Source organism: Dyella sp. 05T440, assembly GCF_056395965.1.
Map to the genome: position 1 here is coordinate 254,695 of NZ_JBFTKN010000006.1, position 22,522 is coordinate 277,216.

General features: G+C 61.7%; 18 protein-coding genes and 1 tRNA gene. 10 read left to right on the forward strand and 9 right to left on the reverse strand.

The window, feature by feature from the left end:
- Positions 1–30: 30 nt before the first annotated feature.
- Positions 31–1,191 (reverse strand): acyl-CoA dehydrogenase family protein, encoded by a 1,161-nt coding sequence (locus AC1DE1_RS10480; protein ID WP_441603662.1) that lies wholly within the window; start codon positions 1,189–1,191, stop codon positions 31–33.
- Between the two features lie 255 nt (positions 1,192–1,446).
- Here AC1DE1_RS10480 and AC1DE1_RS10485 point away from each other — a divergent pair, with 255 nt between their 5' ends.
- Genes AC1DE1_RS10485 through metH form a run of 3 tightly spaced genes read left to right on the forward strand, consistent with a single transcriptional unit; the run spans position 1,447 to position 6,211 of the window.
- Positions 1,447–2,373 carry an ArsR/SmtB family transcription factor gene (locus AC1DE1_RS10485; RefSeq protein ID WP_441603661.1) on the forward strand — a complete coding sequence of 309 codons (927 nt, stop codon included), beginning with the start codon at positions 1,447–1,449 and terminating at the stop codon, positions 2,371–2,373.
- Positions 2,374–2,389: 16 nt separating this feature from the next.
- Positions 2,390–3,469, forward strand: coding sequence for a homocysteine S-methyltransferase family protein (locus AC1DE1_RS10490; RefSeq protein ID WP_477177355.1), 1,080 nt, complete (start codon positions 2,390–2,392; stop codon positions 3,467–3,469).
- A 6-nt stretch (positions 3,470–3,475) separates the two neighbouring features.
- A complete protein-coding gene (gene metH / locus AC1DE1_RS10495; protein ID WP_477177354.1) occupies positions 3,476–6,211 on the forward strand; it encodes a methionine synthase in 2,736 nt (911 codons plus the stop codon).
- A gap of 235 nt (positions 6,212–6,446) precedes the next feature.
- Here metH and AC1DE1_RS10500 read toward each other — a convergent pair whose 3' ends face one another.
- Entirely contained in the window at positions 6,447–6,788 is a 342-nt protein-coding gene (locus AC1DE1_RS10500; protein ID WP_477177353.1) for a lipid-A-disaccharide synthase N-terminal domain-containing protein, read from the reverse strand.
- A gap of 132 nt (positions 6,789–6,920) precedes the next feature.
- Between AC1DE1_RS10500 and AC1DE1_RS10505 the strand changes: the two genes are divergently transcribed.
- The 4 genes from AC1DE1_RS10505 (at position 6,921) to AC1DE1_RS10520 (ending at position 9,200) form a co-directional block, all read left to right on the forward strand.
- Positions 6,921–6,995, forward strand: a tRNA-Val gene (locus AC1DE1_RS10505).
- Between the two features lie 240 nt (positions 6,996–7,235).
- On the forward strand, positions 7,236–7,577 hold the full coding sequence (locus AC1DE1_RS10510; protein WP_477177352.1) for a GrlR family regulatory protein: 342 nt from the start codon (positions 7,236–7,238) through the stop codon (positions 7,575–7,577).
- Between the two features lie 289 nt (positions 7,578–7,866).
- Positions 7,867–8,421: a hypothetical protein gene (locus AC1DE1_RS10515; RefSeq protein WP_477179076.1), complete on the forward strand. Its 555-nt coding sequence runs from the start codon at positions 7,867–7,869 to the stop codon at positions 8,419–8,421.
- Between the two features lie 32 nt (positions 8,422–8,453).
- Positions 8,454–9,200 (forward strand): DUF6988 family protein, encoded by a 747-nt coding sequence (locus AC1DE1_RS10520; protein ID WP_477178478.1) that lies wholly within the window; start codon positions 8,454–8,456, stop codon positions 9,198–9,200.
- Positions 9,201–9,299: 99 nt separating this feature from the next.
- On the opposite strand, the gene AC1DE1_RS10525 is transcribed toward AC1DE1_RS10520, so the two are convergent.
- Positions 9,300–9,614 carry a HigA family addiction module antitoxin gene (locus AC1DE1_RS10525; RefSeq protein WP_477177349.1) on the reverse strand — a complete coding sequence of 105 codons (315 nt, stop codon included), beginning with the start codon at positions 9,612–9,614 and terminating at the stop codon, positions 9,300–9,302.
- Between the two features lie 139 nt (positions 9,615–9,753).
- The gene (locus AC1DE1_RS10530) at positions 9,754–10,098 is read right to left on the reverse strand and encodes a hypothetical protein (RefSeq protein ID WP_477177348.1); all 345 of its coding nucleotides are present in this window, start codon (positions 10,096–10,098) and stop codon (positions 9,754–9,756) included.
- A 667-nt stretch (positions 10,099–10,765) separates the two neighbouring features.
- Here AC1DE1_RS10530 and AC1DE1_RS10535 point away from each other — a divergent pair.
- Positions 10,766–11,485: a hypothetical protein gene (locus AC1DE1_RS10535; RefSeq protein ID WP_477178128.1), complete on the forward strand. Its 720-nt coding sequence runs from the start codon at positions 10,766–10,768 to the stop codon at positions 11,483–11,485.
- Positions 11,486–12,147: 662 nt separating this feature from the next.
- The gene (locus AC1DE1_RS10540; protein ID WP_477177346.1) at positions 12,148–13,164 is read left to right on the forward strand and encodes a transporter; all 1,017 of its coding nucleotides are present in this window, start codon (positions 12,148–12,150) and stop codon (positions 13,162–13,164) included.
- Between the two features lie 68 nt (positions 13,165–13,232).
- On the opposite strand, the gene AC1DE1_RS10545 is transcribed toward AC1DE1_RS10540, so the two are convergent.
- From AC1DE1_RS10545 to AC1DE1_RS10560, 4 genes are all read right to left on the reverse strand, one after another.
- Entirely contained in the window at positions 13,233–14,717 is a 1,485-nt protein-coding gene (locus tag AC1DE1_RS10545; RefSeq protein WP_477177345.1) for a tetratricopeptide repeat protein, read from the reverse strand.
- Positions 14,718–14,892: 175 nt separating this feature from the next.
- Positions 14,893–15,849: a hypothetical protein gene (locus AC1DE1_RS10550; protein WP_477179077.1), complete on the reverse strand. Its 957-nt coding sequence runs from the start codon at positions 15,847–15,849 to the stop codon at positions 14,893–14,895.
- Positions 15,850–16,110: 261 nt separating this feature from the next.
- Positions 16,111–17,379 carry an MFS transporter gene (locus AC1DE1_RS10555; RefSeq protein ID WP_477176445.1) on the reverse strand — a complete coding sequence of 423 codons (1,269 nt, stop codon included), beginning with the start codon at positions 17,377–17,379 and terminating at the stop codon, positions 16,111–16,113.
- A 197-nt stretch (positions 17,380–17,576) separates the two neighbouring features.
- Entirely contained in the window at positions 17,577–18,875 is a 1,299-nt protein-coding gene (locus AC1DE1_RS10560) for a threonine/serine exporter family protein (protein WP_477176444.1), read from the reverse strand.
- Between the two features lie 366 nt (positions 18,876–19,241).
- Here AC1DE1_RS10560 and AC1DE1_RS10565 point away from each other — a divergent pair, with 366 nt between their 5' ends.
- The gene (locus tag AC1DE1_RS10565; protein ID WP_477176443.1) at positions 19,242–20,951 is read left to right on the forward strand and encodes an NAD-dependent malic enzyme; all 1,710 of its coding nucleotides are present in this window, start codon (positions 19,242–19,244) and stop codon (positions 20,949–20,951) included.
- 45 nt (positions 20,952–20,996) lie between these two features.
- On the opposite strand, the gene AC1DE1_RS10570 is transcribed toward AC1DE1_RS10565, so the two are convergent.
- Positions 20,997–22,508, reverse strand: a complete 1,512-nt coding sequence (locus AC1DE1_RS10570; RefSeq protein WP_477176442.1) for an efflux transporter outer membrane subunit — start codon at positions 22,506–22,508, stop codon at positions 20,997–20,999.
- Between the last annotated feature and the right edge of the window lie 14 nt (positions 22,509–22,522).

Sequence of the window (22,522 nt, forward strand, 5' to 3'; positions counted from 1 at the left end):
AGGGCTTCGCCACACGAAAACCTTGCCGGCTTATCGCAGACCCGTCTCCGCACGCGCAATCACAATGCGCTGAATCTCACTCGTGCCCTCATAGATCTCCGTGATCTTGGCATCGCGGAAATAACGCTCCAGCGGCATTTCCTTGGAGTAGCCCATGCCGCCATGGATCTGCACCGCCTGGTGCGAAATCCACATCGCCGCTTCCGAGGCGGTGAGCTTGGCCACGGAGGCCTCGGTGCCGAAGCGGCCGCCGTTCTTTTCGGCCTCGCCCTTGGTCCAGGCGGCGCGCAGCGTGAGCAGCGTGGCGGCGTCCAGCTTGCACTTCATGTCGGCAATCTTGGCCTGGGTCATTTGGAACGTACCGATCGGCGTGCCGAACGCCTTGCGGTCACGCACCCACTGCAGGGTGGCTTCGTACGCAGCGCGCGCAATACCCACGGCCTGCGATGCAATGCCGATGCGGCCGGCGTCGAGCACACCCATGGCGATGGAGAAGCCCTTGCCCTCGTCGCCCAGCAGGTTTTCCTTGGGCAGCACGTAATCAGTGAATTCGATTTCGCAGGTGGCCGAGGCGCGGATGCCGAGCTTGGGCTCGCTCTTGCCGGCGTGGAAACCGGGCAGCTGGGTGTCGACGATGAAAGCCGACACGCCCTTGGCGCCGATGCCCGGCGTGGTGATCGCAAACAGGATGATGTAGCGAGCGACCGGGCCGGAGGTGATCCAGCTCTTCTTGCCGTTGATCACCCAGTCGCCATTGGCGTTCTTGGTGGCGCGCGTGTGCATGGCCGATGCATCGGAACCGGACTGCGGCTCGGTCAGCGCATAAGCGCCGATGGCCTCGCCCTGGGCGATGGCGCGCACGTACTTCTGCTTCTGCTCCTCGGTGCCGTGCTTGAGGATGCCGTTGCAGAACAGCGAGTTGTTCACCGACATGATGGTCGAGGTGGCGGCATCGGCCGCGGCGATCTCGACCATGGCCAGCACGTAGGCCACCGGGTCCATGCCCGCGCCGCCGTACTCGGTCGGCACCTCGATGCCCATCAGGCCCAGCTGGCCCATCTCGCGGATGTTCTCGAGCGGGAATTCACCCTTGGCGTCCAGTTCGGCGGCCACCGGCACAATGCGCTTCTGCGCGAAGTCGCGGGCAATGGCCTGGATGGACAGCTGATCGTCGGTAAAGCGGAAATCCATGGAAGACTCCAAGGGGAATGGGAGACAGGAAGCCCACTATTTTAACCCGGCCAGCCAAGGGACTTCTGTGCAGGTGCAGCAAGGCCCCATCCCCTTGTAGGAGCGCACCCTGTGCGCGACCGCGGCCCCCAGGGCTTGCCCCTCCGTTCAGCTGTCGCCCACAGGGTGGGCTCCTACAAAAGAACGGCCCGACTTGACGCCCTGCACGCCGAAGCCTAGCCTTATGTATCTCTGCATCGCGATATAAGGATAACGATGGACCTGGCCACCGCCTCCAGCGTTCTGCGCCTGCTGGCGGATCCGACCCGGGTTCGTCTGCTGGCCTTGCTTGAGCGCGAGGAGCTGACCGTGGCGGAACTGGCTGCGGTCCTGCATCTGGCGCAGCCGCGCGTGTCCACCCATCTGGCCAAGCTCAAGGAAGCCGAGCTGGTGCGCGACCGCCGTGCCGGCGTGTCCGCCTATTACCGGGCCAACGCCGAGACGGACGAACACCTGCAGGTCCTGCTGAGGTCCCTGCGCGACAACATCGACGATGCCCTGCTGCGCGAAGACGCCGCGCGCCTACCCGGCGTGCTGGCCGAGCGCGCCCGCGAAGAAGGCTGGGCCGACACCGTCGCCGGCGACATGGAACGCCATTACTCCCCCGGCCGCACCTGGGAAACGCTGGCGCGCTCCCTGCTGCAATTGCTGGAAACCGGCGACGTGCTGGATATCGCCTCGGGCGACGGCATCACCGCCGAGCTGCTGGCGCCACACGCCCACTCCATCGTCTGCGTGGACAGCAGCGAGCGCGTGACCGAGGCCGCCGCGCAACGCCTCAAGTCCTTCGGCAACGTGGAAGTGCTCAAGGGCGACATGCACGCACTCGACCTCGGCGACCGCCGCTTCGACCTTGTGCTGATGCTGCACGCCCTCACCTATGCCGAGCACCCGGCCAAGGCCGTCGCGGAAGCCGCGCGCGTGTTGCGCAGCGGCGGCCGATTGCTGGCCGTCACCCTGGGCAAACACGATCACCGCGCCGTGGTGGAGCCCTTCGATCACCGCAACCTCGGTTTTTCATCCGACGAACTGACCGGCTTCGCAAAGCAGGCCGGCCTTCAATCCTTGAGCTGTACCCGCTTGAGCCGCGAACGCAAGGCACCTCACTTCGAAGTGATCAGCCTGCTCGCGCGCAAGCCTTGAAGCGAGGCATCCATCCATGAGTACCCTCCCCTGGCTTCACCCCGAACGCGTCGCCCTGCTGGAACGCCTGCTGCGCGAGCGCATCCTGATCATCGACGGCGGCATGGGCACCATGCTGCAGCAGCATCCGCTGGACGAGGCTGCTTTTCGCGGCGAGCGTTTCGTGGAAGGCCACGACAGTTCGCACGCGCATGACCATCCCGGCAGCTGCGACCTGAAGGGCAACAACGACCTGCTCACGCTCACCAACCCGGACATCATCCGCGGCGTGCACGTGGCCTATCTCGAAGCCGGTGCGGACCTGGTTGAAACCAATACCTTCAACTCCACCCGCATCAGCCAGGCCGATTACCACCTCGAACATCTCGCCTACGAGCTGAACCTCGAAGGCGCACGCCTCGCCCGCGCCGCCTGCGACGCCGTGGAAGCGAAAACGCCGGACAAGCCGCGCTTCGTCATCGGCGTACTCGGCCCCACCAGCCGCACCGCGTCGCTGTCGCCGGACGTCAACGATCCGGGCTTTCGCAACGTCACGTTCGAAGAACTGGTCGCCAACTACATCGAATCGGCCAGCGGCCTGGTCGATGGCGGCGCGGATCTGATCATGGTCGAAACCATCTTCGATACGCTCAACGCAAAGGCCGCGCTGTTTGCGGTGAGCGAACTGTTCCGCGAGCGTGGCGTGCGTCTGCCCGTGATGATCTCCGGAACCATCACTGATCGTTCCGGCCGCACACTGTCGGGCCAGACCGCTGAAGCGTTCTACTACTCGGTGCAGCATGCGCGCCCGATCTCGGTGGGACTGAACTGCGCCCTGGGCGCAGCCGACCTGCGCCCGCACGTGCAGGTGCTGTCGCAAACCGCCAGCTGTTTCGTCAGCACGCATCCCAATGCCGGCCTGCCGAATGCGTTTGGCGAATACGACGAAACACCCGAACAGATGGCCTCCGTAATCGGCAGCTTCGCGCGCGACGGCCTGCTCAACATGGTTGGCGGCTGTTGCGGCACGACGCCTGCGCATATCAAGGCCATCGCCGAAGCCGTGGCCCATTGCGCGCCGCGCGCCCTTCCCTCCCAAAACGCCAAGGCTGCCTGAGTCCCGATGATGCCCCGCTACACCCGACTCTCCGGCCTTGAACCGCTGGTCATCACGCCCGACCTGTTGTTCGTCAACGTCGGCGAACGCACCAATGTCACCGGCTCGGCGCAGTTCCGCAAACTGATCAAGGAAGAACGCTACGAGGAAGCCGTCGATGTGGCGCGCCAGCAGGTGGCCAACGGCGCGCAGATCATCGACGTCAACATGGACGAAGGCCTGATCGATTCGGAAGCGGCGATGACGCGCTATCTGAACCTGATCGCCGCCGAACCGGACATCGCCCGCGTGCCGGTGATGGTCGACTCCTCCAAGTGGACGGTGATCGAAGCTGGCCTGCGCTGCCTGCAAGGCAAGGGCATCGTCAATTCCATCTCGATGAAGGAAGGCGAAGAGGTTTTCCTCGAACACGCGCGCAAGGTGCAGCAGTACGGCGCCGCCGTGGTGGTGATGGCGTTCGACGAGCAAGGCCAGGCCGACACCTGCGAGCGCAAGGTGGAAATCAGTTCGCGCGCTTATGAGCTGCTCACCACCAGGCTCGACTTCCCGCCCGAAGACATCATCTTCGACCCGAACATCTTTGCCATCGCCACCGGCATCGAAGAACACAACAACTACGCGGTGGACTTCATCGAAGCCACGCGCGAGCTCAAGCGCCGCTTTCCGCACTCGCACGTGTCGGGCGGCGTGTCGAACGTGTCGTTCTCGTTCCGCGGCAACAACATGGTGCGCGAGGCGATCCATTCGGTGTTCCTCTACCACGCCATCAAGGCGGGCATGGACATGGGCATCGTCAACGCCGGCGCGTTGATGATCTATGACGATCTGCCGGAAGACCTGCGCGAGCGCGTCGAAGACGTGGTGCTCAACCGTCGCCCCGATGCGACCGAGCGCCTGCTGGAAGTCGCCGATCAGTTCAAGGCGAAGAAGGGCGAAGTCATCGTGGAAAACCTCGCCTGGCGCGACAAGCCGGTGCGCGAACGCCTGAGCCACGCCCTGGTGCACGGCATCGACCAGTACGTGGTCGAAGACACCGAAACCGCGCGCCTGGAAACCTCGCGCCCGCTCGATGTCATCGAAGGTCCGCTGATGGATGGCATGAACGTGGTCGGCGACCTGTTCGGCGCCGGCAAGATGTTCCTGCCGCAGGTGGTGAAATCCGCCCGCGTGATGAAGAAAGCCGTGGCCCACCTCATTCCTTATATCGAGGAAGAAAAGGCGCGCACGGGCGATGCCGGCAAGTCCAACGGCAAGATCGTCATGGCCACCGTCAAGGGCGACGTGCACGATATTGGCAAGAACATCGTCGGCGTGGTGCTCCGCTGCAACAACTTCGATGTGATCGACCTGGGCGTGATGGTGCCCACGCAGAAGATCCTGGAAACCGCCATTGCCGAGAACGCCGACATCATCGGCCTGTCCGGCCTGATCACGCCGTCGCTGGAGGAAATGAGCCAGGTCGCGCGTGAAATGCAGCGCCAGAATTTCACGATACCGCTGATGATTGGCGGTGCAACGACGTCACGCGCGCACACTGCGTTGAAGATCGACCCGCATTACAAGTCGCCCACCGTGTGGGTGAAAGATGCCTCGCGCGCCGTGGGCGTGGCGCAGTCGCTCTTGAGCAAAGAGCTGGTCGACAACTTCATCGCCAAGGTGCAGGCCGAATACGCCGAAGTGCGCGAACGCCACAAGCATCGCGGCGCCGGCAAATCGCTGGTATCGCTGGAAAAGGCGCGCGGACAACGCTACACCACCGACTGGGCGAACTACAACCCGCCCCAGCCCAAGCAGCCCGGCATCACCGTGCTCGACAACTACGATCTTGCCGAACTGCGCCAGTACATTGACTGGTCGCCGTTCTTCAATGCGTGGGAACTGGCCGGCCGTTATCCCGCCATCCTCACCGATGAGATCGTGGGCAAACAGGCCACCGAACTGTTCAACGACGCGCAGGCGATGCTGGACACGCTGATTGCCGAGAAGTGGCTGACGGCGCGTGGTGTGATTGGCTTTTGGCCGGCTTATTCCGTTGGCGACGACATTGCACTTCTCCCTCTCCCCGTCGGGGAGAGGGCCGGGGTGAGGGGCCAAGACTTGCCCCAGTCCGCAGAAAAGCCGATTGCCACCCTTCACCACCTACGCCAGCAAGCCGACAAACCCGCCGAACGCCCCGACTTCTGCCTCTCCGACTTCATCGCCCCCAAATCCGCGAAGAAGCAGGACTGGGTGGGCGGCTTCGCCGTCACCGCCGGCATCGGCATCGACGAGCACGTGGCTCGCTTCGAAGCGGCACACGACGACTATTCCGCGATCCTGCTCAAGGCCCTGGCCGACCGTCTCGCCGAAGCCTTCGCCGAGCGCCTGCACCAGCGCGTGCGCCGCGAGTTCTGGGGCTACATGCCCGACGAGTCGCTCGACAACGTCGCACTGATCGAAGAGAAATACACCGGCATCCGCCCCGCCCCCGGCTACCCGGCCTGCCCCGACCACACGGAAAAAGGCACGCTGTTCCGTTTGCTCGACGGCACGACCAACGCCGGCATCGAACTGACCGACAGCTACGCCATGTTCCCCACGGCCGCCGTCTCCGGCTGGTACTTCTCCCACCCCGACAGCCAGTACTTCGTCGTCGGCCGCGTCACCCGCGAACAGGTCGACGATTACGCCAAGCGCAAGGGCTGGACACGCGAGCAAGCCGAGCGCTGGCTGGCGCCAAATCTGGACTACGACCCGGATTGATCAACCCGCCGATTGGCGTCTGCCCATAAGAGCGCTCCCCTTGCGGGAGCGCTTTCTTTTCTGTGGGAGCGCACCCTGTGCGCGACGGCCCACCGAAGCGGCAACGCCCGATGCCGCGGTCGCGCACAAGTGCGCTCCTACAGGTGATAGGTCGAGCTACGAAACTTGTAGGAGCGCACTTGTGCGCGACCGCAGAGCCTCGTCGTTACCGCTCCGCCCGGACGTCGTACCGTGGTCAAACCTCACTCTCAACCAACTCCCGCCGCCTAACCTCACGCATATGCACCACAAGGTTATAAATCGACACAAACGCCGGGAAGAAATTGGAAAGAATGCCCACCGAGTCGTTCTTGCCAAAAATGAAATACGACAGCAGCAACGCACTGCCAATCACCGACAACCACCAGAACGACAGCGGCATCACCACCCGCTTGAGCTTGCGCGTGTAGTACAGCTGCACAAACCAGCGACTGGTGAACATGATCGAGCCCAGCAGACCCACCATCTTCCAGGGCGTAAGCTCAAAGCGGCGCAAGGCTTCGAGGACGTGGCTGAGTTCGTGGGTCAGGAAGTCCATGGACGGCAGGCCGATAGCTGAAAAGCCGGATATTGTACTCGCCCACCTTTCAATCGCCTGCCATCCTGAGCACTTTTTTTGGCCGGGAGGCTTGACCTGCTAGGCGGCTCCTAATATATTTCCGGGCTCGGCGGGCGATTAGCTCAGCGGTAGAGCACTGCCTTCACACGGCAGGTGTCGCAAGTTCGATCCTTGCATCGCCCACCATCGAATCAAAGAAAAGGCCACCTCAAAAGGGTGGCTTTTTTGTTTTTTGCGCCCCTCAGGGTGCCAAAGGGCTTCGGGGCAACCCTTGATGTGGCTTGTCGCCACGCCCCGGCAACGATCGCCGACGGCCCGAAGCCCTGGAATGCCATGCCGCCCCCCCCCGTAGGCTGTCCGAATGGCCGATGCATGGGTGTCATTAGGCTTGGCATCCTGTGGGTCACGCCAGCCGGGGGGAAAGCCATGAACGAAGGCATCTACGAGGTCAGCTTCTACCAGAACTCCAGCAAGCAAGTGGACTACGGGAACGGCATCGTCACCATCAAGGAAGGTGCGATCAACGGCGGCGATGAGGGCTTCATCTATCGCGGCAGGCTGTCTCTGGATGGTGATCGAGCGACAGGCCGCATCCATGTGTCGAAATGGAGCCTTGCCGTACCTTCGGTCTTCTCTGGCCTCGATGACTACCAACTGGACTTCACAGGCGACTTCAATGGCGACGCGCTCGATGGCTGGGGCACCATCGTTGGCCAACCGAACATGACACTGTGGATCTCTGCTCACCGAGTCGGGGACTGCGCCTAGACGGCTCGATATGCCAAGAACGAGGTCAGTTTCGCTTCCCGAACCAATGGTCAAGATATAAGTGAAAACTGCCCCGCTATGGATTGAACCCGTTAGTGACATCGATCCCGACCTAAGCGAACAAAGGGTCAGAACACTTTCTCTAGAGGCTCACTGCGGCAGAACAATATCGTGTGGCGGGAGTTCGGCCACGAGGCAGGTCTAGAAAAGTGCTCTGATCCCCTTGTTGATCGCTTGTCCATTGAATGCCGTCTGTCATAGCGTATTGCGACACAACAGGGGAAGCGCTATGAACGACCGCGATATTCCGTCGGGTCCGTCGGACTTTGAAGTTCATAAGCTCAACGTCGAACTCAAGAAATTTCAGACTCAAATAGAAAACGACAACAAGAAGTTCAGAAGCGAGTTGATTCACAACAACTGGCGAACGACCTATGAGGCAGCCAACGCGGCCGGACGCGCCGCTATCAATGCACTTTTATTAGCAAGTGGTGGCGCAGTTGTCGCACTTCTCGCATTCCTTGGAAATCTACTTTCCAAAGATACGTCGCACGACTATCTGGCGCAGACACGCATAAGCACCATCGTTCACAACGTGGCTCTTGTTCTTCAGCTATTCGCAATATCAATGTTACTGTCGGTTCTTGCGACCGCCTTTGTCTATCTGTCGATGTTTTACTTTTCTGGCTCAGCCCGTTGGCGCGGCGAGGACGAAGCTAAGGCGGACCGATACGAAAAGATTGGGAACGTTCTGAACAACCTGTCTATCGTGACAGGTATCGCTTCATTTGGGATGCTCGTATACGGCGCCCGCGTTGGTCTAACCATGCTTCAGACACTCTGATTTCGGGCGAAGAAGCCTGCGGGAGAACGGGATTGGCCCAAGCCGACATTAGGGAAATAGCGCGCATCACTTATGAAACAGTGACGGCACAGAAGTACGCGTTATCCAACTTCACTATGCAGGACAGCCCCCGCATGCGCGTGGTGCTGTCGTTGTTTGTGGCATGCATGGATCACGCTGCGTCTGCCGCCCTGATGTTACGCACCCAGCCGGACACCTGTGGCATTTCGGCTATGACGCTTCTTCGGCCACAGGTGGAAGCTTTTTCCAGAGCAATCATGTTTAGCGTGGAAAGCGAGGTGACAGACGATGAAATCCGCGCCTTTATTGAAAAAGATAAGCTACCCCAACGTATTCCACTGAACAGCAAGAGCAAGGATAAAAAAGACGTTCAAGCCAAGGCCGTGCAGGAAATCGCCATGCGGGAAGTGAACGCCATGGTGAGAGGGATCGACGACGGCAGCGAGATTACGCGTTTCGTGCATTTTGCGGAGAAGGAGTTACACAGTTTTGTCCATGGTGGCCGAATGGTCGTACGCATGTACGACGAGGGCCCACAGAGCATCGGATTCAGTTTGGCTCACGATACGGCGCGGGAAATCCTGTATCACATGGGGCTTCTCTCTATGATGGCGCTTACATTCGCTGAAGAGCGTTTGGCGGACAACCCAGAGCCGAGCACTGGCCTCCTCGCCGTCACATGGCGCGCCTTCGTTGATCACCTCGCGTACAAGCCTGTAGACCTTCCCGAGCGCAGCAAACGGGATGGGGGTAGTTAATTCGAACAATGCCGGTGGGGCTCAACTACCAATAACGGGGTCAGGTTCACTTTTCGACGACGAGAAGCGAACCGGACCCCGTTTTGCTTTCAAACTCGCTTAATCAACGAGAGGACGATAGGCGCGGACCACAGGCCTCGCCCTTTCCAAATCGTATCTCGCCTGAAGTGCCAGCCAGTAGAAGGCGGTGGTGTCGAAAGCCAGGGATAGCCGAATGGCGATCTTGGGGGTGATCGGGTGGGTGTCGGCGATGAAGGCTTTGATCTGATTTGAAGGTATGCCGGTCCGACGGGCGAGTTGGGCGGGGTTGAGGGCGCTGGGGATCAGGTAGGCGTGTAGCAAAATGTCGCCGGGGGCTCGCAGGGGTTGCGAGGGGTCCACTTCCGAGTGCGGGGTGAGCTGGATCAGTTCCATGGTGGTTCCTCCCTGTCGGACACGGCTCCGCAGCGGATAGGCGCTTACAGCGCTCCGTGTCAGTGAATGCTTGGCAGCTTCGTCGGTGATCGCCCGAGTGCGGCGCATCGCCATGCCAGCCGATGCGCCGTAACGGCGATCATCGGAGGCGTGTGGTGGTCACTCGAGGCTCGTCACCGAGCAGGCGGGCGTATTGCTGCAGGCATTGGATGGCCGTGCCCAGGCTGGCCGCGACGGCCACGGGAAGCGGCCATGGCAGCGCTCTGCCGGGGAATCCCCTCACCTGAGCGTGGCGGCACTGCTCGCTATCGAGACGCAGGCGCGTGAGGGCGAGCACCGCCAGGGCGATGTCACCGCGAGCGACAAGACGCGGGGTTTCGGGCCATGCCACAGACGTGGATGACAGGTCGCGAGGCGGAGGAGTGAGGGTGTCGTCAGTGGGAACGGACGAGCGAATGCGTACCGTATGATCGTGGATAGCCATGATCAACTTCCTATGAGTTGGTGATGGTTAGCGGGTCGTGGGTGTTTCCAGCACTCACGGCCCGCGCCTCATGACCTGGTGGTCATGGTCATTCGCGAGGCCGTGCAACACGGCAGCGCGAATGACTGACCCTAACAAGCAGGGTTGGCATCGTCTGTCAGGCTTGGGCGAGATGGATGTCCGCGTGACCGCAGGCGAAAGTGAGGGCTCGGGGCTGACAAAGTGTCAGCGCCCTTTCCGTCGAAAGCAGAGGAGAGAATGCAGCCCTCTGTGCAGAAGTGAGCAACAAAAGCGGTTGAAACCCCTTCTCTACCGGCTCACTACGGCAGAACTAGGTCGTGTAGCGACCGCTCGGCCACGAAGCTGACATTGAAAGTGCCCCGCCCCTCTAAAAGATGGTGCTGGAGACAATGCTAGCGATGGAGCATCGCTGGTGCAGGTGCTATTAGCGCGTGGGCTACGGGAGGCAATGTCGGTTCTGGTGCCCTAACCCGCTAATTGCCCCTAGAACCCTTTTCCGATTTTCCAAGACCGTTCCACCATCTGCGAAGGATTTCCGGCTCTCCCTACACCCGTCCGGCACTTAATTTCAGATAAGTCCGAATGCGAAGAATCTGGCGCGCTGATAGGTTGCTTACCCGATTATGCAACCGCTTGGAAGAAATACATGCGCAATGGATGGGCAAGGACATACTTTTTGATTGGCGCTGCCGTGCTTGGAGGCTGTGCCACCACGCCCGACCCGGGTATATCGTCCGACATGATTGACCAGCTACGTCGCGAAGGCGTCACGTTGCCCAGCAGCGGTTCGGCCGAATTCCAAGAGCGAACCAAAGGAAAGGTCGTTGCCGCAACCGTGGCGGCGTCTGCCGCGGCAGTGCTCTTCGGCGGCGTAACTGTGCCCTTTGGGCAGCGCAATAAAGCTCCGATAGATGGCTACACCAACACGACAGTACGAGAGACTGTGTTCCGCCCTGAAGAAGCACTCGCGTTTGATAACCCAGCGGCGGCGCTGACCGAGGCCCTTCGGCGAAAGCTTCCTAGTACCGGCGTCGAGATTCGATCGGATAGTCCGCAGACCGTGCTGACCCTAACTTCCTTCTGGGGGATCGATTACGAGAAGCTCACTGAGAAAGATAACTATCGCCTGTACTACAACCTCAGCACGACCGCTCGTAACGGAACAAAAATCTTGCGCCAATCCACGTGCTCCGGGGCAACTGCGGACATGCGCACCATTGAGGCGTGGATGGCCAACGACAAGGCTGATATCAAAAAGGCAGCAGCTGCGATCGGCGATATTTGCGCCGATCAATTCCTTGCCGATCTGGGATTAGCCTCGCCCGCCAGGTCTACGATGAAGGCTTCCCAAGCCGCATCGCCCTAGAGGACTCTTCCCAAGTACAGCGGGGCGAGGCGTCGCTTGCGCGCGAAAAATCTGCAGCAACGAAGCAATAGGTTAGTACACTCTTTTACAGGCTCACTGCGGCAGAACTAGATCGCGTGGCGCGAGTTCGGCCACGTGGCAGGCTTAGAAAAGTGCACTTCCCCGCTTTTTTGCTGCTCATTTTGATCAACGCATAGCCTGCTCAGCACGCGCCTCTCCCAGCACCGCACCGCGTCGCCCGGGAGCCTGAACCAACGCAGCGCGATACGCCTCATGCGCCGCTGCGGAATCACCTTGTAACAGCAGCAATTCGCCCAATTGCTCGCGTGCAGCAAAATAGGGGTCAGAGTCAAATTTTCTAGCTAGAAACCGAGGTCCAAAAGAGGTGAAAGTGCACTCCGACCCGGTTTTTGGCCATCGCCCGGCCACGACGCAATCAGTGAACCGGTGGCGTCAGGAAGGCCGGCCCTGATCTGATCACCAGACCGCCGAACAGGGGCATTCCAAAATGGCTCCCGGCAGCCTTCTTTGGCGTTGCCATGGACTGCACCGACATGGCGCCACTCCCCGCCGCTTTGGAGAGTTGCCATACTGCGTCCCAGGGAGTTCCGGAGGCACCCGACCAGAGGCGTAGCTGGTTGGGGTCGTGGCGCGGTCGTGCGATGCGCACGGCCACCGCGATGAGCGGCACATCGGACGGGGAGAACGGATATGGCCTTACCCCTGGCGGCACATGGCATCGATCTGAATTCACGATGATGCCTGCACGCATGAGTCGCTCGCTCTTGCAGGCGATACTTGCCGCGCTGCTGCTCCACGCAGCAAAGGGGCACGCGCAGGAGCTGGAACCGCGAACCTATTCACCCTCCCCGACAGGCACGAATTTCGTCGGCCTCGCCTATAACCGCCTTACGGGAGACGTGCTGACAGATCCATCGCTTCCGATCTCGCATGTCGAGGCACAGATCAACACCGTCGCACTTGGCTATGTGCGCACCTTCGGGCTGGCTGACCACACGGCCTCGCTCGGCATCGTCATACCTGGCGTCAGCGGCGACCTCAGCGGTAACGTGATCGATGCGCCCACCGCCATTCACCGCGAAGGCATGGGCGACGTACGCCTGCGGTTCGCGTTGAATCTCGTTGGCAATCCGGCGATGTCTCCCGAGGAATTCGCCAAGCGCACGCCCGAGACCTCGATAGGTGTGAGCCTGACCATGTCCGCGCCGACGGGACAGTACACGTCGTCCCGACTGGTGAACATCGGCACCAACCGTTGGTCGTTCAAGCCCGAAATAGGACTGATGCAACCGTGGGGGAAATGGTTCGTTGAAGCCTCCGTCGGTGCGTGGATCTTCACCACCAATCACGACTACTACGGCGGAAAGACGCGCAGCCAGGACCCGTTAATGACCGCCCAGTTGAACGGCGGATATACCTTTGGCCCGGGACTCTGGCTTGCGGCTGCCATCGGCTACGCGACGGGCGGCAGAACCAGCCTCAATGGCATCGATGATGACAACCGACAATCCAACGCCCGCTACGGGCTGACCCTGTCTGTCCCCTTCGCCCGAGGCTGGTCGGCGAAGCTCGCGCTGACCAACGGACTGGTGACACGCGTCGGTGGCGACTACAAAGGCGTCTCCCTGGCCATCCAGTATCACTGGTTCGATCGGTGAGTTGATCGCGTTGGCGTGGTGCTCTGACCACAAAGCGGTGATGGCGGCGACTCGGTTGCGGATTCTGATCAACGCATAGCCTGCCCAGCACGCGCCTCTCCCAGCACCGCACCACGTCGCCGGGGGGCCTGAATCAACGCAGCGCGATAGGCCTCACGCGCCGCTGCGGCATCGCCTTGTAACAGCAGCAACTCGCCCAATTGCTCGCGTGCGGGAAGTGCCGGGCCGGGTGTTACTGGGCGCTTCTCCAGGCTATCTTCGCGATCGGCGGCGGACTGCAGCAGCGACCGCGCCTGGTCGGCATGGCCCGTGGCCTGGCTCTGCCATGCGGCGACCTCGTCGGCGAGTATGGCCGTCTGGGTGGCCCAATAGTCATCGCCAGAGTCACGCAGCTGCTTTTCAAGCTGACGGAGCCGCGTGACTTCTGCACCGGCGTCCGCTGGGTGACCGGAGCGCGCAAGACCGATGCCTTTGGACCAAACCGCGATGGCGAGGATGGGGGGCGAGGCGCCGGGCATCGGCGCCACCTCAGCCGCATCAATCCAACGACCGCGCTCGACCGCGAGCCGTATCGGCATGATGGTGGCTGCATAGGCGATCGCGAACTCCGTTACGTCCAGTGCACGCATGGCTTTCATCTCATCAACCACGCGTTGGGCGTCGCCATCTTTCCCCTCCTGAAGATAGGCGTAGACCAGGTAGTCCATGGCGTGAAACTCGCCCATCGCATCGCCATGCTGATGTGCGGATTCCTTGGAGGCGAGATTGGAGTGGACCGAATCGTCCCATAGGCCAAGCCGGGTGAAGATGTGCGAAGGCATATGCAGCGCGTGGGGTGCTGACGGGGCGATCTTCGCGTACACGCGGGCGGCCGGCAGACCTTGCTTGGCCAGTTCTTCGCTGTCGCACGCATGGATCATGTAGTGGGCAAGGCCCGGATGATCTGGATGGGCGCGAAACAGCGGCTCCAATATTGCGACGGCATGCTTCTGCTTGGCATGTGTCTTGTCGGCTGGTGATGCGTTGGATAGCAGGGCCAGGGCGTAAAACACCTGCGCTTCCATATCCGTCGGGTGGTCGCTTGCCACTTGCTCCATCGCCTGCTCGTAGGCTTCCGTTCTCTGGTTCGCCTTGAGCCCCGGGGTCGCCTGAAACAGCACGCTGCCGGCGCTGATGAAGCCCTTTTCGCGATCGGATGCCGCACCAAGCTCGACAGCCCGCTGCATGTCCCGCTGCGCCTGCCCAAAGGATGCTGGCGGTAACGATGGCGACCACACCGGATGAAAATGCACCATTGCCAGGCCCCAATACGCCATGGCGCAATGCGGGTCCTTCTGCGCAATAGCCTGGAAAGCCTGCTCCGCTGGCGCGTAGGCGAACGAATGCAGCAAGGCGACGGCGCGATTGAAGGACGGTTGCACCGAAGGGGCGCATGAGATCGGGAACGATACGTCTCCCAACTTTTCAGGGACGCCGTGATCGTGGGCCTCTTGTGCCAGGGCAGGCGAAGCGATCAAGACTAGCGCGTACAGAGCTCGCAGGTATCGAAACATGGGCTACTCCCCGGAGTGCGCAGGTATTGTGCATCACTGGCGGGCGAGAGTTTGTGCATGGCACTCGGGCGTATGGCCTATTTCTCGCTTGGCACGAGAGCAGACCCTCGATTACAGCGGGTCGCCAAAGCAGCATTGGCGGGGGAAAATGCACCCTGCCCCGGCCTCACCAGTTTCAGCGCACAGGATTTGCTCCCACAAAGAGCAGCCAAGCAACGTTCAATCCGTGACCCATGGGCCTGCGTGCCCCTTGTGGGAGCGCACCTTGTGCGTGACCGCAGCGCTGGGATGTGCCGCTTCGTAGGCTTGTCGCGCACAGGGTGCGCTCCCACAAATGGCGGTCTGCAGCCGTTGATCCACGGCCCGAAGCCGGTGCCATCCACTGTAGGAGCGCACCTTGTGCGTGACCGCAGCGCTGGAATGTGCCGCTCCGTAGGCTTGTCGCGCACAGGGTGCGCTCCCACAAATGGCGGTCCGAAGCCGTTGATCCACGGCCTGAAGCCAGTGCCCTCCACTGTAGGAGCGCACTTGTGCGCGACTGCGGCGCCAACGCACCGCGGGTGATCACCGGCCGTTTGGCCGTGCCACCGTATTCGGCCGCCAGATAGGCGCACAGGCCGTGCAGCAGGTGCTCCACCAGCTTCTGGTGTGCGCCGCCCGGGCTCGCGAAGATGGGCAGCAGGGTCTGGCCGATACTCGAAATGATCGAGTCATGGAAACATTGCCAGGGCTGCGTGGACAACTCCCCTGCATCGCCGGTGTCGCGGCACGCTCCGAGCTCTCGCAGCGCCTCTTGCGGCACATAGAAATACAGCGAGTGCAACGGATCGCCGATGTAGGCCACCGGATCGCACCTCAGATCGAGCACATAAACGGTGCCGGCGGAATACGGCGTCGAACATACCGATCGTCCGTCGTACCAAAGCTCGTGCGTTTTCTGTTCAAGGAAATTGAGGCAGACCAGATAGGCATGCTCCATCCCCATCGGACTGGTGATGCCATAGCCTGCGCGGTCGATCCGCAGCTCGGTGACGGCGAGCCGGGTGCCCTGCTGCGTCTGCGCGCGCAGCACGCGAGGATTGCTGATCTGGAAGGAGCGACCGAGTCGCTCGCCAAAGGCACCTTGATACATGGATATCTCCGGGCCAACGTCTTCGTAGAAGCTTGCTGGCTCAGCTAGCCCCTGAGCTCAGCAAGTTACCGATGACGGGCCAGGCCCGATGCCTCCCTCCGGGTACCTGTGGTCACCCGAAGGCCTGAACAAAATGACTCGAAAGTGTCGAAAAGAAGCCCGGCCCCCACGAGGGCCAGGCTGAAGTTATCGACTTCGCAGGATTTTGCCGCCGACCGTCGAGCAGCCTTGATCAGGCGCACGGTCTGGCAAACGGCCGCCTCAGCTTGAAGTGCTGGTGGCTGGTTTGGCGCCCGGGCCGGTTTCATGCAAGAAGAACGAGACGACAATCCCGATCGCAATCACCACCACCCAGAACTCACTGGAGTGGAAGAAGTGAACGCGGGGATCCACCACCGACGAGCCCACCGTGTTGCCCAGTTTCCGCGCGAACACGGGACCAACGAGCGCGGTCACACTGAACGTGATGAAGTTGATCGCACCCGTCGCACTGCCTTTCACGCGATCAGGATTGGCTTCCTTGATGATGGTGTAAGGGATCATGGCCGATCCGGAGGCGACGCCAAACAACAGCAAGGTCGCCCAATTGGGAATCAGATCGGGAAGCCAGGTCAGTTGTATCGCGCAGATCAACATCAGCACTGCGCCAGCGATAAGCGCCACCTTCCGTCGACCCAGCGCATCGGCAAGCCAGCCGAACAGCGGGCAACCGAAAACCCAGCCCAGCGGAACCATCGAGATGGCGAGCACGGCGTCGTGATAGCTGAACTGCCGGTCCAGCTGAAAGAAGCGCACGCCCCACACCATGTCGCCGATGGTGGTGGGAACAAACAGCAGGCCGGCAACGATGCCGCACAGATACGACTGCGGGTTGCTCAGCACCACCTTGTACGGCGCCAGGAATCCACCCGGCTCGTTCGCTTGCCCTGCCCGGCTCTCGCTGGGCGTCATGGCCAGCAGCGCGACGCCCACCAGCAAGACAATCGCCCCCATCGCATTCCAGAATTGCGGAACGCTCACCATCCCATGAATCAGCGGACCCACGGCTAGCTGCCCCATGGAACCACCGAGCATGCCCAGGCATTGGGTGAAGCCAATCACCGTGGCCAGGCGCGTCGCCGAAAAACCCCGCGACGCCAGGTAGACGGCGCCAGTAAATGCAAATGCCGAACCCGCGCCTTGCAGCAATCGGCCAGCGGTGCCGGTATTGGCATGAGGCAGGGCAAACAGAAGACATCCGAGCGCCAGGATCAGCATGCCCGCGGGCACCACATAGCGCGCGCCCAGGCGATCCAGCAGTACGCCTGCCACCAGGCTGGTCACGGAATAGGTGTAGTAGTAAGTGCCAAGGATGCTGCTGACGCCCAGCGCATCGACACCGAAGGCCCGCATCAGCTCGGGCAGCATCACGGCGGGCGACGATCGCGAGGCATACTCGAGAAAGTAGAAGATCGCCGCCAGACACCATGCGACGACGAAAGCCGTGTGTTGCCTGGAGGGAGACACGGAGACGGAAGGCTGGGTCTTCATCACATCGACGCCTCGTTGGCCAAAAGGCAGCTGCGCACACCCCGAAGCGAAAAGGCACACGCCACCGCGTTCAAGGCGGCATGTCTTCCAGCTTCATGTCGTCCCGAGCGTAAGGATCGCCCCCGGACACTGATTGGAGGATTGTGTGCGGGGTTGGCAATTCCTGATCCGCCTATGCTGGCGACGCCCTGCACCACTCAGGCGTCTGTCGTGGGTCGGCCACCGGGCGGAAAATAGTGCTCGATGAACATGCGCGGAAGAATAAGCCCGATGGTCATGAAGAGTATGACCAGAAAGGCGGTTGTTCCGTTGGCGACCACGCTGGTGATCAGCTCGATCGACGCTGCCTGCGAAGTACCGCCGACCAGACGAAGCAACGCACTGGCCGATTCGAACAGATAGTACCCAGGCATCATGGAGACGACTGCCGAGAACGCGATCGCCGCAAACGGCAAACGCAGGCGATCCACCACGGGCGTGATGATGGCGCCAACCAGCAGGCAGGCAACTAGCGCCGCCGTGGTCACGTGACAGCCCGCCAACGCAATAAGCACCCAGCGCAACGCGTGCGCAAGCATTCCGATGGCGATGGGAAATGACAGGAGACGCCAGGGCATCGAGAAGAACGTGCCAAAACTCGCCACGGCGAAACCCGCGGCGATCACATCGGCTAGGAACGGCACCGCCGCCGGCGTATCGGCCGGCAATGCCGTGATGCCGCCTGCGCCGAGTCCCGCAAGCAAGCCCACGCAGGTCAACAGGATCAACACACCCGCATAGGCGAGCCGTGATATCCCCAGCGAAATGCGGGTGCGTGCCAGGTCGATCGCGCCGTTGAGGATATGCGGACCGGGAATCAACACCATGCACGGGCAGAAGGCCACCAGCGTCGGCGACGTCGACAGATGCATGCGAATGACGATGGCTCCAAGCAGGCCCGCCATCGCTGAAGCACATAGCGGCTGCGCCAGCGGACTGGTCCGCAGGCGGGCCAACCCGCGGCGCGCCAGCGCACCCGCGCCGGCACTCAGTGCGATAAGCCACAAGCTTTGGGCACTCAGCGCGCCGAAGATTACGCCCAGCGCTGCAGCGCCCAGGGCGGAAAACAGAACAAAGCGCAGCGTGGAGACCGCGCCTGTACGTCCGGCCTCAACCAGCAAGGAATACGCGGTTTCTCTAGGCAGGGACTGCTTGCACACCCGATCCACCGCGTGGGATACGGCGAGCACTTTCCCCATGTCCACGCTCAGAGGGGCGCTCGAGGACACCTCGGAGAGCAGCGTGCCCTCGATCTCAACGGTCAATTCGCCCCATTGCGGCAGCACCCTCACGTCCAAACCGAAGGATCGCCCAAGCTGCTCCGTGGCAACCACGGTCCGTTCGGTCGTCTGCCCGTTTGCAAAGAGCAGACCGGCGGCAAGCGCGACCGTATCCAGCGATAGATCGCGCTCTTTTCGAACCGCGGCCGAGGGTGGGCACTTGCCGGCATCTGTCATGGCCCTGGTCCCTGCTTTCGACGACAAAGCCTTGCCTGATGCAGGTTGCATCTATCGGTGGAATGTCCTGCGCCAGGATAGGCAGCGCGCGCTTCTGCGGATTGGAGATCTTTGAGTCGAGCTGGAGATTATTGATGTTTTCTGCACGGCTCTGCTTCGAAAGTGTGACTCTGACGGTCGCCATGAAACACCGTGATACGCTCGGGCATGGCAACGATTTTGTACCTGCCGCGTCAAACCCATTCAATCCGGCGTGATCGATTAAGCGTAATGTTCGCCTGTTGGAATAGCCCATGCATTGACGCCGGAACCTGGGTGCAACGAGTGGCCGCCATCGGCCGCCTCTGCCATACGAGTCTCAGTCATATGAACGAAATGCCCGCATTCGCCTCGGACGCTCCGATCGAGACCCATCTGTCCGGCTTCGACTTGATCAACACCTCGATGCTGAACAAGGGAACGGCTTTTACCAACGAAGAGCGCGATCGCTTTCGCCTCCACGGCCTGCTCCCTCCCCATATCGGCACGCTCGATGTACAGGTGGCACGCCGCTTGAAAGTCCTGCGTGCGTTCAACACCGATTTCGAGCGTTATGCGTTTCTGCGCGACTTGCAGGACATCAACGAAACCCTTTTTTATGCGTTGCTGGTGGGCAATCTCGCCGAGCTGCTGCCCTTGGTTTATACGCCCACGGTGGGCGAAGGCTGCCAGCGCTTCAGCGAGATATGGCGCAAACCCAGGGGCTTGTTCCTGAGCTATCCGAACAAGCACCGCATCCGCGAGATTCTGGCTGACCCGCGCTTGGATAAGGTTCGCGTGATCGTGGTGAGCGACGGCGAGCGCATCCTGGGGCTGGGTGATCAAGGCGCCGGAGGCATGGGCATTCCGATCGGCAAACTGTCGCTCTACACCGGTTGCGCCGGCATTCACCCGGAATTGACGCTGCCCATCCTGCTCGACGTCGGCACCAACAATCAGGAGCGTCTTGCCGATCCGCTCTATGTTGGCTGGCAGCATGAGCGTGTCACCGGCCAGGACTACGACGACTTCGTCGAAGCCTTCGTCAGCGCCGTGATCGAACGCTGGCCGAATGTTCTTCTGCAATGGGAAGACTTCGCGGGATCCAATGCCAGCCGCCTGCTGGAACGCTATCGCGACCGGCTGTGCACGTTCAACGACGACATCCAGGGCACGGCCGCGGTGGCTACGGCCAGCCTGTTGGCGGCGATCAATGTGACGGGTGTGCAGCTGACCGACCAGCGCATCGCGATCGTTGGCGCCGGTTCGGCGGGCTGCGGCATTGCTTCACTCCTACTGCAAGCGATGGTCGATGCCGGTGCCAGCGAAGCAGATGCGCGTCAGCGCTTCTTCCTGGTCGACCGCAATGGACTGCTGGTGGAGGGCATGGCGAATATCACGCCCGCGCAGGCTCCCTTCGTGCAGAATCGCTCGGCGGTGGCGTCCTGGACGCAGGAAAGCGCGAGCGAAATATCCCTGCTCGATGTCATGCGCAACGCCAGGCCAACGGTCCTGGTCGGCGTATCGGGGCAACGCGGCGCGTTCACCGAGACTGTCGTTCGCACCATGGCGGAACATGCCGAGCGTCCGGTCATCTTCCCACTGTCCAATCCCACGTCTCGTTCCGAGGCGACGCCGGAGCATTTGCTGGCCTGGACCAATGGCCGCGCCCTGATGGGTACCGGCAGTCCGTTTGATCCGGTGGCGTGGGACGGGAAGATGGTTCCAGTCAACCAGACCAATAACTCCTACATCTTTCCCGGCGTGGGACTGGGCGTGCTCGCAGCAGGCGCACGACGGGTCACGGATGCGATGTTCATGGTCGCCGGCAAAGCCGTCGCAGCGATGTCGCCCACCGTCAACGACAAGAATGGTCGGCTTCTGCCCCCGGTCGCTCAGCTGCGTGACGTGTCCATCGCCGTGGCCAAGGTGGTCGCCCGGCAGGCCCAGCTCGATGGCGTCGCCGATGACTGTGACGAGGCGACACTATCCGCACGCATCAGCGCCCTTTTCTGGGAACCGCACTATCGGCCTTATCAGACTGCAAACGAGGCGTGATCGATGGGCGCGTAGCCTCGCGACAGCTGGTATCGCTCGCCAGTTTCACGGTGCCGCTTGCTTACTCTGCTGAACATCCGTACCAGAGACCCTGGTGAGCGTGTCGACACTCCAATCGCCACCAACGGCCTTGATCAAGCGGACATCGGACTCCAGCTGGCGCCGGGACAACTCGACGTAGGCACGTCGCTGCGCAAGGCTCACACTTTGCGTGGTGACCACTTCCAGGTAGTCGGTGGCCCCCGCCTTGTAGCGCGTGAGGGCCAGCTGTTCGGCTCGGCCGGAAGCATCCACTGCGAGTTGCTGCGTGCCCGCCTCTTCGTTCAATACATGCACGGACGCCAGGTTGTCTTCTACGTCCTGGAATGCCGAGAGCACCGTCTGTCGATAGTCGGCTGCGGCACCGTCTTCCTGGGCCTCGGCCTGGTGCAGCGCCTGCTTGCGGCGGCCGCCATCGAACAAGGTGCCGACCAGCGCTGGGCCAATCGCCCAGAAGCGGCTGGGCAGCGTCGCCAGCTGGGTGAATCGCGAAGCCTCGACACCGCCCGACGCCGACAGCAGCAAGTCGGGAAAGAACGCTGAGGTTGCTTCGCCGACATCGGCATTGGCGGCAGCCACCCTACGCTCGGCTGCGGCAATGTCAGGGCGTCGCTGCAGCAAGGTCGAAGGCAGACCCGGTGGAACCACCGGCATGGCGATCGCGCTGGTGGATGCGGCAATGGACAACTCCGCCGGTGCCACGCCGACCAACGTGGCGATGGCATGTTCAAAACGCGCGCGACTCTCGCCCAGGTCCACCAGTTGCGCACTGGCGACCTGCAACTGGGTCTCTGCTTCGGCAAGATCCGAATCCGATGCAATGCCGCCAGTGAAACGTACCTGCACGAGATCGCGCGCCTGCGTAAAGTCGGCAACGGTCTGCTGCAGCAAGGCCGTCTCCGCATCCACGCTGCGCAGGTCCACATAATCGATGGCCAGTTCCGCATGCATGGCCAGTCGAACGGAGGCGAGATCCGCCTCGTCGGCCTGGTAGCGCGCCTTGGCAGCGTCGACCTGGTGACCGATGCGATCGAACAGATCCGGCTCCCATGAGACATCCAGTCCGGCCTGGTAATCCGACACGGTTTTGCCGGCCAATGAACGCCCGACGACGTTCTGCGAGGTGTGGTTGCGGTCGGCGGCGACACCGGCCGTGATGGTCGGGTAGTACGCGGCACGTGCTTCCTTTTCCTGCGCCTTCGCGGCCTGCAGATTGGCGATGCTCTTGGCGATGGACTGATTGCCTGCATCGACACGCGCTTCGAGCTGGTCGAGTGTCTGGTCATGGAACAAGGTCCACCAGTCGCCGCGGCGCACCGTGTCGTTCGGCTGCGCGGCAACCCAGCCTGGTGCGGCACGCTGTGCCTCGGTTGCAACAGGCGCCGCCTCCTTGAAGTGATCCGGCACGCTGATCGGCGGCCGCACATAGGCCGGCCCCGGCGTGCAGCCCACCGACAAGCCCAGGCCGACAGCAACAGCCAGCGTGCTGGCGACGCGCGAAATAGTTGGGTTACGCATGGCTATGCCTCCGT